Origin of the sequence: uncultured Sphingomonas sp. (genome assembly GCF_964021865.1) — a bacterium.
Lineage (GTDB): Bacteria > Pseudomonadota > Alphaproteobacteria > Sphingomonadales > Sphingomonadaceae > Sphingomonas.
The window spans coordinates 1-11,730 of the sequence record NZ_CAXIAM010000080.1 but is presented as its reverse complement, the minus strand read 5'-3'; the positions used below and the strand labels follow the sequence as shown (position 1 = coordinate 11,730).

10 protein-coding genes and 1 pseudogene are annotated in these 11,730 nt (G+C 66.4%); 3 read left to right on the top strand and 8 right to left on the bottom strand.

Going from position 1 to position 11,730, the window contains the following annotated elements; translation table 11 throughout:
• Positions 1-1,160: pseudogene (locus AADI75_RS15250) on the bottom strand (DNA-directed RNA polymerase subunit beta); the annotation flags it as partial.
• Positions 1,161-1,666: 506 nt separating this feature from the next.
• Here AADI75_RS15250 and AADI75_RS15245 point away from each other — a divergent pair.
• The gene (locus tag AADI75_RS15245) at positions 1,667-2,389 is read left to right on the top strand and encodes a DUF1194 domain-containing protein (protein ID WP_341209852.1); all 723 of its coding nucleotides are present in this window, start codon (positions 1,667-1,669) and stop codon (positions 2,387-2,389) included.
• Between the two features lie 166 nt (positions 2,390-2,555).
• On the opposite strand, the gene rplL is transcribed toward AADI75_RS15245, so the two are convergent.
• Both rplL and rplJ read right to left on the bottom strand, forming a co-directional pair.
• Entirely contained in the window at positions 2,556-2,930 is a 375-nt protein-coding gene (gene rplL / locus AADI75_RS15240) for a 50S ribosomal protein L7/L12 (RefSeq protein WP_184034227.1), read from the bottom strand.
• 67 nt (positions 2,931-2,997) lie between these two features.
• Entirely contained in the window at positions 2,998-3,513 is a 516-nt protein-coding gene (rplJ, locus tag AADI75_RS15235) for a 50S ribosomal protein L10 (protein ID WP_028965446.1), read from the bottom strand.
• A gap of 401 nt (positions 3,514-3,914) precedes the next feature.
• Here rplJ and AADI75_RS15230 point away from each other — a divergent pair, with 401 nt between their 5' ends.
• Entirely contained in the window at positions 3,915-6,395 is a 2,481-nt protein-coding gene (locus tag AADI75_RS15230) for a PhoX family phosphatase (RefSeq protein ID WP_341209851.1), read from the top strand.
• Positions 6,396-6,562: 167 nt separating this feature from the next.
• On the opposite strand, the gene AADI75_RS15225 is transcribed toward AADI75_RS15230, so the two are convergent.
• The gene (locus AADI75_RS15225) at positions 6,563-8,254 is read right to left on the bottom strand and encodes a DEAD/DEAH box helicase (RefSeq protein WP_341209850.1); all 1,692 of its coding nucleotides are present in this window, start codon (positions 8,252-8,254) and stop codon (positions 6,563-6,565) included.
• A gap of 101 nt (positions 8,255-8,355) precedes the next feature.
• Between AADI75_RS15225 and AADI75_RS15220 the strand changes: the two genes are divergently transcribed.
• Entirely contained in the window at positions 8,356-9,216 is an 861-nt protein-coding gene (locus AADI75_RS15220; RefSeq protein ID WP_341209849.1) for an oxidoreductase, read from the top strand.
• Here the strand turns inward: AADI75_RS15220 and AADI75_RS15215 are convergent.
• The 4 genes from AADI75_RS15215 to AADI75_RS15200 all read right to left on the bottom strand — a co-directional run.
• A complete protein-coding gene (locus AADI75_RS15215; protein WP_341209848.1) occupies positions 9,200-9,784 on the bottom strand; it encodes a TIGR02466 family protein in 585 nt (194 codons plus the stop codon). The two genes, AADI75_RS15220 and AADI75_RS15215, sit on opposite strands and share 17 nt — an antisense overlap.
• A gap of 118 nt (positions 9,785-9,902) precedes the next feature.
• Positions 9,903-10,469, bottom strand: a complete 567-nt coding sequence (gene pth / locus AADI75_RS15210) for an aminoacyl-tRNA hydrolase (RefSeq protein WP_341209847.1) — start codon at positions 10,467-10,469, stop codon at positions 9,903-9,905.
• A gap of 91 nt (positions 10,470-10,560) precedes the next feature.
• Positions 10,561-11,220 carry a 50S ribosomal protein L25/general stress protein Ctc gene (locus AADI75_RS15205; RefSeq protein ID WP_341209846.1) on the bottom strand — a complete coding sequence of 220 codons (660 nt, stop codon included), beginning with the start codon at positions 11,218-11,220 and terminating at the stop codon, positions 10,561-10,563.
• Positions 11,221-11,339: 119 nt separating this feature from the next.
• Positions 11,340-11,730: TraB/GumN family protein (locus tag AADI75_RS15200; protein ID WP_341209845.1), on the bottom strand; the 391-nt coding region annotated here is incomplete at its 5' end.

The window sequence follows — 11,730 nt, the reverse complement described above, 5'->3', positions numbered from 1 at the left end:
ACGCGGTAGATGTCCGACAGCGCCTGCTCGCGCTCCTCGGCCTTGTCGGCCTTCAGCGTGTTGCGGATCCACGGACCCGTCGCGACATGGTCGATGTCGAGCAACTCGATCCGGTCGATCCCCGCCTTGTCGAGCTTTTCGAGATTCTCCGGCCCGATCTCGTCACCGGCCTCGACGTAGATCTCGCCCGTGGCTTCGTTGATGAGGTCATAGGCGCTATAGCGGCCGTAGATTTCCTCGGTCGGGATCAGCAGGTCGGTCAGGCCGTCCTTGCCCGCCTTGTTGGCGGCGCGCGGCGTGATCTTGGTGCCGGCGGCGAAGATCACCTCGCCCGACTTGGCATCGACGATGTCGAACGTCGGCTTCACGCCGCGCCAGTTCTCCGCCGCGAACGGGATCTGCCAGCCGCCTTCGCCGCGCACGAACGTGACGCGGTTGTAGAAGTGGTTGAGGATCTCCTCGCCGTTCATCCCGAGCGCGTACAGCAGCGCGGTGACCGGCAGCTTGCGCTTGCGGTCGATACGGACGTTGACGATGTCCTTGGCGTCGAACTCGAAGTCCAGCCACGAGCCGCGATACGGGATCACGCGCGCGGCGAAGAGATATTTGCCCGAGGCATGGGTCTTGCCGCGGTCATGGTCGAACAGCACGCCCGGCGAACGGTGCATCTGGCTGACGATGACGCGCTCGGTGCCGTTGATGAAGAAGGTGCCGTTCTCGGTCATGAGCGGCATGTCGCCCATGTACACGTCCTGCTCCTTGATATCGAGCACCGAGCGGGTTTCCGTATCCGGGTCCACCTCGAACACGATCAGGCGCAACGTGACGCGCATCGGCGCCGCATAGGTGATGCCGCGCTGACGGCATTCCTCGACGTCGAACTTCGGCGGCTCCAGCTCGTAATTGACGAAGTCCAGCTCGGCGGTGCCGGCGAAGTCGCGGATCGGGAACACGCTGCGCAGCGTCTTTTCCAGCCCGGAGACATAGCCGATCGACGGGTCGGAACGCAGGAACTGCTCGTAGCTCTCGCGCTGGACCTCGATCAGGTTCGGCATCTGCACCACTTCGTGGATGTTGCCGAATACCTTGCGGATGCGACGCTTGCGCGTCCCCGCCATGTCGGTCCGCGCGGTGCCCGCGTCGATCGGATTGGTCGCCATAAAAGCTTGTGCCTCGTCAGCCGTTATTCACGAGCGCCAGAAACGAGGAAAGGCCGCACGTCTAATCCCACTGGCGGGAGACGGCAGCCAATCAGCGTCCTGTGTTCCAATGTCCCTATTCGTACGGCACGCTGCGCGACGGCACGCCATGTCCCGGGACGGTGGAGAGTGAAAGCGATATAGGACCGGCGAGCAGGGGCGTCAACCGCACCGCAAAGCCCTTATGCTGATCGCGTCAGTCAAGCAACGCTGCCGGGCACAGCCGCCAGATGCCGGGAAAACAGGTTAAATTGTAATTAACGTGGTTTGGACGGGTGTTCGGCCAGTGGTATAAAGCTGTTGCGTGCAAAGCCGTAAAGGTCGCCGGCCGCGCGAGTCCACAGTTTGCGTTAACGGGTGGTGCGCTCCTTTTTGGGGGCCGTGCTCCTGTATTTGCTTGTCCACCGCAATGCTGCGGCGAGGAGCGATGATGCACGTCCTGTGCAGACCAGACGGGAGGGTGAAACATGTCGAAGGTACACATTGGTGTCGGTATCGCCGCGTTGGGCATGATGATGGCGTCGCCTGCGCAGGCGGCGAGGGTCGAGCTTGGGCTGGCGATCGACGAGTCGGGCAGCATCAGCAGCGCGAATTTTACGCTGCAGAAGCAGGGCTATGTCGCGGCGCTGTCTGATGCCAGTCTGTTGCCGCTGGACGGATCGGTGGCGATCGGGGTGGTCAAGTTCAGCTCCAACGTGGTCAACGTTTTCACGATGCAGGAAATCACGAACGCGAACATCGGTTCGCTGATCGCCGCGCTGAATGGGATGACGCAGCGCGGCGGCAGCACGAATATCGGCGCAGCGATCGATACGTTGAGCGATCAGATCTTCGGAAACGCGATCCAATCGGACCGGCAGGTGATCGACGTGTCAACCGATGGCGAGGACAATGGTGGCCGGCTGGCGGCGGCGCAGCAGGCGGCGCTGGCGCGCGGGCTCGACCAGATCAACTGCCTCGGCATCGGTGCGAGCGCACGATGTGCGGCGGTGCAGGCGGGGGCGGGATCGTTCTCGATCAACGCCAATTTCAACAATTTTGAGGAAGCGTTGCGGCGCAAGATCCGGATCGAGGTCAATGGTGCCGTGCCGGAACCCGCAACCTGGGCGATGATGATCCTCGGCTTCGGCGTGGTCGGCGCCGCGCTGCGCCGCCGTCGGCCGAGCGTGCAGGTCGCGCAGCTGGTCTGATCGCGCAGGCACGAAAAAGGGCGGCACCCTTATGGGGTGTCGCCCTTCTTCTGCTGTCGGCCGCGTCATCGGAATACATCCGATATCGTCGAACGAGCGGGCTTGGGCCGCTCGTCGGCCGGCCGCGTGCGAGGAAGGGCGGCTAGCCGTCCTCCCGCAGTTTGGCTTACTTCAGCTCGACGGTCGCGCCGGCTTCTTCCAGCTGCTTCTTGACCTTCTCGGCCTCGTCCTTGCTCACGCCTTCCTTGACGGGCTTCGGCGCGCCTTCGACGAGCGCCTTGGCTTCGGTCAGGCCCAGGCCGGTGATCGCGCGGACTTCCTTGATGACGTTGATCTTCTTGCCACCGTCGCCGGTCAGGATCACGTCGAACTCGGTCTTCTCTTCAGCGGCCGGAGCAGCAGCGCCGCCGCCAGCAGCCGGCGCCGCAACCGCCGCAGCGGCCGAAACGCCCCACTTCTCTTCGAGCAGCTTCGACAGCTCGGCTGCTTCCAGGACGGTCAGTTCGCTCAGGCTCTCAACGAGCGCGTTCAGGTCTGCCATGATTGTACTTCCTAATTAAACGGGGACAGGGCCCCAATTCCAAACATCAACCGGATGCGGCCTGAAATCAGGCCGCCTCCTTCTCCGAATAAGCTGCCAGCACGCGCGCGATCTGCGCGGCCGGGGCCTGGGTGATGGTCGCCAGCTTCGTGGCAGGTGCCACGATGAGGCCGACGATCTTCGCACGCAGCTCGTCCAGCGACGGCAGCGTGGCCAGTGCCTGCACGCCCGCCACGTCGAGCGGGGTCGCGCCCATCGCACCGCCGACGATCTCGAACTTGTCGGTCGTCTTGGCGAATTCGGCGGCAACCTTTGCGGCCGCGACCGGATCGGTCGAGGTCGCCAGGCCGACCGGACCGGTCAGCATGTCGCTGATCGAGCCGTAATCGGTGCCGTCGAGGGCGATTCTGGCAAGCTTGTTCTTCGAGACCTTGTAGGTCGCGCCGGCGTCCCGCATCCGGTTGCGCAAGTCGGTCGACTGCGCCACCGTCATCCCCAGGTTGCGGGTGACGACCACCACGGCAACCTCGGAGAAGGTACGGTTGAGCTCGGCGACGGCCGCGGTCTTCTGACTACGATCCATGCCATTCTCCACATTGGGAAAGGACGTGCCGAAACACGCGCCCTTCCGGGTACGGACCGCCGATCACGCGGATGCGCGAACAGCGGCATAGTCCAGCGATGGGGAAAATGACCGGCGACCGGCCGCACGATGATCGTGCCAGCGCGGAGAGCGTCGATCCTGTCCCCGTCTCGGCGGGGAATTAAGGCCCGAGGGGCCACCCGCTGTCTCGGACGGTGTGCCATGTCCGCGAACGGACCGGCGACGCGGCGGGCTATAGCGGATCGCGACGCGAGGTCAAGCAGGTTCGGTATGTCACGGAGATGACGCCAAACTGTCGTCGCTACGTCGCTTAACCTTCACGCCTGTGCCTTTTCTGGCCGCGATAGGCGGTCAGGAAACTTAATCCCGGGGAAACGGTTATGACCAGCTTAAGCCACGACAATCTCATCGAATATACCGACGGGGACATCGACACCAACCCGTCGACGACCCCGACGCTGGGCGAGCTGGTCGAGCAGCGTTACTCGCGCCGCCAGATGATGGGCGGGATGAGCGCGATGACCACCGCCGCCTTCGGTGCGTCGCTGCTCAGCGGCTGCGGCTCGGACGATAACGACAGCGACGTCATCACCGTGTCGGACGGCGCGACGGTTCAGACGCAGGGCGGACGAGTTGTGACGCTGACGTCGACCGCCAGCAGCAACGCCACCAGCTCCAGCTGGTCGCAAGTGAGCGGTCCTACCGTGGCGCTGACCACCAGCGGCAGCTCGGTCAGCTTCGTCGCGCCGAACGTCACCTCGACGACCAGCGTCGTGCTGGCGTTCACCGCCACCAACGGCAACGGCTCCAGCACCGAACGCTCCACGGTCGTCATCAATCCCGCCACGCTCGACTTCACGGCGGTCGCCAAGAACAAGAACGACATCGTCACCGTGCCGTCGAACTACACCGTGACGGTGCTGTATCGCCTGGGCGATCCGCTCGCCAGCGGCGTCGCGGCCTATGCCAATGACGGCACCGACAGCAATTTCGCGCAGCGCGCGGGCGACCATCACGACGGCATGAGCTACTTCGGCCTTGCCAGCAGCGGCAGCACGCCCGACGCGACGAACAGCACGCGCGGGGTGCTGGTACTGAATCACGAGAACATCACGCGTGCCTACCTGCATCCGAACGGCCCGACGACGGTCAACGGTGCGCGCCCCGAAGCGGAGGCGATCAAGGAGATCGAGGCACACGGCGTGTCGGTGATCGAGGTGACCCGCGCGGGCAACACCGGCGCATGGAGCTATGTCGCGTCGAGCGCGCTGAACCGCCGTATCACCCCGAACACGCCGACCGCCTTCTATGGTCCGGCGCGCGGCTCGACGCTGCTGCGTACGGCCTATTCGGCGGACGGCACCACGGGTCGCGGCACGATCAACAATTGCGCCAACGGTGCGATGCCGTGGAACACTTATCTGACGTGCGAGGAAAACTGGGCCGGCTATTTCCGTCGTGACGCGGGCGACGCGGCGGTGCGCACGGCCGCGGGACTGGCGAAGCAGAACGTGTCGCTGACGCGTTATGGCATCACCGAAGGGCGCGCGGGCAATTACAACTGGACGACCGTCACCCCCGCCACCAGCGGCAGCACCATCTTCTCCAAGTGGAACGCGACCGCGCGGGCCGACGCGGCGGCGGATGGCTCGGCGGATTTCCGCAACGAACCGTTCCAATATGGCTGGGTGGTCGAGATCGATCCCTATGATCCGACCGCGACCCCGCGCAAGCGCACCGCGCTGGGCCGGATGAATCACGAAGGTTGCATGCCCGGCCGTACCGTCGCCGGTGTCCGCCCCGCCTTCTACATGGGCGACGATGCGCAGAACGAATATATCTACAAATTCGTCTCGAACACCGCATGGTCGGCGGCAGACGCCACCGCGACCAATCGCCTGGCGATCGGCGACAAATATCTCGATCAGGGCACGCTGTACGTCGCCAAATTCAACGCCGACGGCAGTGGCCAGTGGCTGCCGCTGGTGTTCGGCCAGAACGGCCTGACCAGCAGCAACGCCACGTACGCCTTCGCGGATCAGGCGGACGTCTTGGTCAACGCGCGGCTTGCGGCCGACGTGCTGGGCGCGACGCCGATGGACCGGCCCGAATGGACCGCGGTCAATCCCGTCAACGGCGAGATGTATTGCACGCTGACCAACAACTCGTCGCGCACCCCCGCGCGCGTCGATGCCTCCAACCCGCGCTCCTATGTCGATCCCAAGATCGACGGCCGCTCGGCGGGCACCGGCAACGTCAATGGACATGTCGTCCGCTTGCGCGAAACCGGCGACACGACCGAGGCGACGGCGTTCACGTGGGACATCTATGCGTTCGGTGCAGGGTCCGATCTCGACCCGACCAACATCAACCTGTCCTCGCTCGATGCGACCAACGACTTCTCGTCGCCGGACGGTCTGTGGTTTGGGTTGCCGACGAACGCCGGCGGACAGGCGTCGCCGCTGCTGTTCATGGAGACCGACGACGGCGCCTATACCGACGTCACCAATTGCATGCTGCTGATCGGTATGCCGGGGCGCGTCGGTGATGGTGGTACGCGCGTCGTCAACAACAATCTGAACGGCGCCACCAGCACGGTGACGACGCGGATCGGCGCCGCACCGGGGGCGAAGCTGAAGCGCTTCCTGGTCGGACCGAAGGAGTGCGAGATCACCGGCATCACGTCCACCGCCGACGGGCGCTCGATCTTCGTCAACATCCAGCATCCGGGCGAAGACGGCAACCCCAGCAACATCACGTCGAACTGGCCGCAGAGCCAGGCGACGGGCACCGGCACCGGTCGCCCGCGGTCGGCGACGATCGTCATCACCAAGAACGACGGCGGCGTGGTCGGGCTGTAAGCCCGACGACACGGCCTTGCCCCGCCCGGTCGTGGGACGGCGGGGCAGGCCGGACGTTGTAAAGCAAAACGGCGATCGTAGCGGGCAGCTACGGTCGCCGTTTCAGTTAACTGCCAGTACTACCCGCTATTGCTTCCCCGGGCGCGCAATGACGGTGCCGGACGAAATTACCGCCGCGGGCGCGACCCGCCGCGGGGCGCGCCGCCACCACCGCCATGCCGCCGCTGCGGCGGGCCGCCGGCGTTGCGGATCGGCACTGCGCCGCTCGGCATCGGCTCGATCCGCACGCCGCTCTCGTCCTCGCCGTCCGCATTCGCCGACGCCTTGACCGCCGCCGCGAAGCGCGCCGCCAGCGCGCGGGGCACCTGGAACTGCGTCTCGGTCGCGCCGATGCGGATCGCGCCGATCTCGGCCTTGGTGACATGCCCGCGGCGGCACAACAGCGGCAGCACCCAGCGCGGATCGGCGTTCTGGCGACGACCGACGTTCATGTGGAACCACACGACATCGTCGAAGCCATCGCGATGGCCCTTCTGCTGATTCGCGCTCATCTCGCCGCGATCCGCGAGTTCCTCGGGCGCGGGCAGCGCGGCGCGCTGCGCGGCGACCAGCGCTGCGGCGATCTCCTCGGGGGTGCGCTGCGCCAGCAACTCGGCGGCGAGCGCCTTGTCGTCGTCGTCGACCTCGACCGGCGCCAGCAGCCGCTCGAGCAACCGTTCGCGATCCTTGGCGCGGATCGCCTCGGCGCTCGGCACCTCGCCCCATTCGGCGGCGATCCGCGCGCCGCGCAGCATCATCTCGACGCGGCGGCGGCGCGGATAGGGAACGATCAGCACCGCGGTGCCCTTTTTCCCCGCGCGCCCGGTGCGGCCCGAACGGTGCTGCAACACCTCGGCGTCGCGCGGCATCTCGACGTGGATGACCAGGCTGAGCGTCGGCAGGTCGATCCCGCGCGCCGCGACGTCGGTCGCGACGCACACGCGTGCGCGGCGGTCACGAAGGGCTTGCAGCGCGTGATTACGCTCGTTCTGCGAATGCTCGCCCGACAGCGCCACCGCCGCAAACCCGCGCTCGACCAGTCCGGCGTGGAGATGCCGGACATTGTCGCGCGTCGCGCAGAACAGGATCGCGGTTTCCGCCTCGTAGAAGCGCAGCAGGTTGATGACCGCGTGCTCGATCTCGGACGGCGAGACCGTCACCGCGCGATAGGTGATGTCGCCGTGTCCGCGCTGCTCGCTGACGGTCGAGATGCGCAACGCATCGCGCTGATACGCCTTGGCCAGCGCCACGATCGGGCGCGGCAGCGTGGCGGAGAACAGCAGGGTGCGGCGCTCGGTCGGAGTCTGGTCGAGCAGCGCCTGAAGGTCGTCGCGAAAGCCCATGTCGAGCATCTCGTCGGCTTCGTCGAGCACGGCGGCGCGGATCTGCGACAGGTTCAGCGCACCGCGCTCGGCATGATCACGCAGGCGGCCCGGCGTGCCGACGACGATATGCGCGCCCTGGTTTAGGGTGCGACGCTCGCGGCTGGCGTCCATGCCGCCGACGCAGGTGGCGATCCGCGCCCCCGCGTAGAGCCACATCAGTTCCTTGGCGACCTGCAACGCGAGTTCACGCGTCGGCGCGATCACCAGCGCGAGCGGCGGGCCCGCGACCGGCAAATTGCCGTCCTCGCCCAGCAATTGCTCGGCCATCGCGAGGCCGAAGGCGACGGTCTTGCCGGAGCCGGTCTGCGCGGAGACGAGCAGGTCGCGGCCATGTGCGACCTCGGCGGTCACCTCGGCCTGAACGGGAGTAAGCGCGGTGTAACCACGCGTGGCGAGCGCGCTGGCGAGCGCGGGGGGGAGATTCGGGAAGTCCATGAAGGCTCCCACATGGACCTTTTGGCCGACAATTGCCAGTGGGAACGCAGCCGGACCGCACCGCGTTGGGGCAGCATTCCTGCCAATCATGGATTTTCCGTATGACGCTTCCTGCCGATCCGGTCTGGTTCATCACCGGTTGCTCGACCGGTTTCGGTCGTGAACTGGCGAGGCTGGTGCTCGCGAAAGGGTGGCGTGTGGTGGCCACCGCGCGCGATGCGGCACGGGTTGCGGACCTTTCGGCGGGGCAGGACGATCGGCTGCTCGCCCTGGCGCTTGACGTTACCGACGCAACCGCGATCGCCGCGGCGGTCGCGGATGCCGAGGCGCGGTTCGGGCGTATCGACGTCCTCGTGAACAATGCCGGCTACGGCTACCAGTCGAGCATCGAGGAGGGCGAGGAGGAGGAGATCCGTGCGCAATTCGACGCCAACGTCTTCGGCCTGTTCGCGATGACTCGCGCGGTGCTTCCGGGGATGCGCGAACGCCGACAGGGCGCGATCGTCAACATCACCTCGGTCGCCGGGCTCGTGGGCTTTCCTTCATCCGGCTATTATGCCGCGTCCAAGCACGCGGTGGAGGGTTTTTCCGACGCGCTCGCCGCCGAGGTCGCGCCGCTCGGCATCTCGGTCACCTGCGTCGAGCCGGGGCCGTTCCGCACCGATTGGGCCGGCCGCTCGCTGCGCCAGACCGAAAGCCATATTGCCGACTATGCCGATACCGCCGCGGCGCGGATGGCGACCACCAAGGGCTATTCCGGCAACCAGCCCGGCGACCCGGTGCGCGCGGGCGAGGCGATGATCGCCGCGGTCATCCGCGACACGCCACCGCGGCATCTGGTGCTCGGCAAATGGGGCCATGACGCTGTCACCGAGCGACTGCGCGCCCGCGTCGCCGAGATCGAAGGGCTCCGCGACGAAGCGCTGGGCGCGGATTACCCCGACGCTACCAGCGGTAATTGAAGCTGACGCTGATCCGCTCGGCCTTGGCGGTGCTGGTCATCACCTCGTGCCGCAGCCAGCTTTCCCACAGGAACAGCGCACCGTCGCGCGGCTCGGCATAGACGAACGTGCCGTCGCGCGGCGGCGCGGCCATCAGCATCGGCAGCCGCGGGTCCTCGAGCTTCAGCGCGCCCGACCCTTCGGGCACCGCGACATAGAAGGTGCCGGACACGACGCTGTGCGGATGCAGGTGGCCGGAGTGCGTGCCACCGGGCTTCATGACGTTGACCCACAGGCTATCGAGCTTGAGCTTGCGCCCGCCCAGATCGAAGCCGGCCTCCTTCGCGAAGGCGGCGACGTGGCGGTCGAGCAGCTTCTTGAGATCCGCGAACACCGGGTCGCGCAACGGCAGGTCGTTGAGCGAGGCGTAACTGGTGTATCCGCGATACCCATGCGCCTTCGACCATCGCTTCCCCGCGACATCCTCCTCGGCGAGCGCGCGGCACGAGGCGTCCAGGTCGGCGAGCAGTGCGGCATCGGCGACGTCGGCCTCGTAGAACAGGGTCAGGAAGAGCTGGCGGGTCGGCATGGCGGTGGTCCTTAGGTCCGTCCACTCGTCATTGCGAGCGTAGCGAAGCAATTCAGGGCGTCCTGGTCCGTCACCAGATTGCTTCGCTACGCTCGCAATGACGACAGGGAGCGCCCGCTCACCCCAACCGCAGCGCCACGTCGTTCATGAACCGCACGTCGTCGCCCTGCGCCAGCCATTCGGCTTCGGCGGCCAGCGCGCCGAGCACGTCGCTCAGCGCGTCGATCTCGCTCTTGGCGTAATTGCCGAGCACATGCCCGGTGACGCGATCCTTGTGCCCCGGGTGTCCGATGCCGATTCGCACGCGGCGGAAATCCGGTCCCAGATGCTGGTCGATCGAGCGCAGCCCGTTATGCCCCGCCGTGCCGCCACCCTGCTTCACCTTGACCTTCATCGGCGCGAGGTCGAGTTCGTCGTGGAAGACGGTCAGCGCGTCGGTGCCGAGCTTGTAGAAGCGCAACGCCTCGCCGACCGAACGGCCGCTGTCGTTCATGAAGGTCGCGGGCTTGAGCAACAGCACCTTGGTCGTGCCGATCCGGCCTTCCTGCAACCAGCCCTGAAACTTCTTGGCCGGCGCGGCAAAGCCGTGGACCTCGGCGATCGCATCGACAGCCATGAAGCCGACATTGTGGCGGTGCATCGCATATTGCGCGCCCGGATTGCCGAGCCCCACCCACAATTGCATCGCTGATCCTTCTCACCAAAGGAAAGGGCAGGGGAGCGTCGCCGCTGCCCTGCCCCGAACAAGGGTCCGCACGCGATCGGCGGACCGGCGATTACTCGCCCTTGTCCTCGCCTTCGCCCTCGGCGGCAGCCGCTTCGGCCTCGGCCGACTGCGCCTCGGCCACCTCGGCGTCGAGCTGCTCGTCCGCCGCGGTCGGGACGGTCGGCGCTACCAGCGTGGCGACCGCAACGTCGCCCTCGGCGGCCGGCTTCGCGCCCTTGGGCAGCTGCAGGTCGGAGATGTGGATCGTGTCGCCGATCTCCAGCCCCTTGAGCGAGACGCTGATCTCGCTGGGGATGTCGGCGGCGTCGACGACCAGCTCGACGTCATGCTGGACGATGTTGAGCACGCCGTTGCCCTTCTTGATGCCCGGAGCGTCTTCTTCGTCGGTGAACACGACCGGCACTGCGATCGTCACGGTTTCGTGCTCGCCGATGCGCAGGAAGTCGACGTGCGTCGGACGGTCGGTGACCGGGTGGAACGCCACGTCCTTGGCCAGCGTGCGCTGACCGTCGACCATGATGACCGAGTTCATGAAGTGGCCGGTCATCAGTGCCTTGACCAGCGCCTTCTCCTCGAGATGGATCGCGGTCGGCTCTTTCTTCTGGCCGTAGATCACGGCGGGGACGCGGCCGTCACGACGCAGTGCACGGGAGGCTCCCTTGCCAACCCGGTCACGCGCCTCGGCTGCGAGCGTGATGGTGTCGCTCATGCGATATGCTCCGAAACTTGTGAGTACGTTTCCCGACACGCCTCCAGGGATGACCATGGCGGGAAGCCGGCGCGCTTAGCGGCAACGCGCCGGAAACGCAAGGTCGGCCGGGCGCCGCGTCAGTAGTTCACACGCACCGCATTCAGCTTGTACGCGCCCAGCTGCGCCTGCACGCTCTGGTCGCCCGCCAGATGCCCCGCGCCGACCGCGATGAAGACGGTGCCCGGCTGCTTCATCCGCTCCGCGATCCACGCCGCCCAGCGCTTGTTGCGGTCGGTCAGCAGCGTCTTGGCGACCTCGGGCGAATCCTTGAGCGATTCGTTCATTTCCGCGGCCACGCCGTCGGGGTTGCCCTTCGCCCAAGCGGACACCATCGTCTCGAACGTGGTTTCCACCTTTGGCAGTTCGTCGAGGGTGCTTTCCAGCAGCTGGAGCTGTCCGTCGCGCGAGATGCCGTCGAAGATGCCCAGCTGCCCCTCGAACGTTTCCAGCCCCTCGACCTTCTTGCCG

What these genes read in the sequence shown, in the direction of transcription:
- AADI75_RS15245 (WP_341209852.1), top strand. Translation starts at nt 1,667, where the DNA reads ATGTCGAAGGTACACATTGGTGTCGGTATCGCCGCGTTGGGCATGATG.
- rplL (WP_184034227.1), bottom strand. Translation starts at nt 2,930, where the DNA reads ATGGCAGACCTGAACGCGCTCGTTGAGAGCCTGAGCGAACTGACCGTC.
- rplJ (WP_028965446.1), bottom strand. Translation starts at nt 3,513, where the DNA reads ATGGATCGTAGTCAGAAGACCGCGGCCGTCGCCGAGCTCAACCGTACC.
- AADI75_RS15230 (WP_341209851.1), top strand. Translation starts at nt 3,915, where the DNA reads ATGACCAGCTTAAGCCACGACAATCTCATCGAATATACCGACGGGGAC.
- AADI75_RS15225 (WP_341209850.1), bottom strand. Translation starts at nt 8,254, where the DNA reads ATGGACTTCCCGAATCTCCCCCCCGCGCTCGCCAGCGCGCTCGCCACG.
- AADI75_RS15220 (WP_341209849.1), top strand. Translation starts at nt 8,356, where the DNA reads ATGACGCTTCCTGCCGATCCGGTCTGGTTCATCACCGGTTGCTCGACC.
- AADI75_RS15215 (WP_341209848.1), bottom strand. Translation starts at nt 9,784, where the DNA reads ATGCCGACCCGCCAGCTCTTCCTGACCCTGTTCTACGAGGCCGACGTC.
- pth (WP_341209847.1), bottom strand. Translation starts at nt 10,469, where the DNA reads ATGCAATTGTGGGTGGGGCTCGGCAATCCGGGCGCGCAATATGCGATG.
- AADI75_RS15205 (WP_341209846.1), bottom strand. Translation starts at nt 11,220, where the DNA reads ATGAGCGACACCATCACGCTCGCAGCCGAGGCGCGTGACCGGGTTGGC.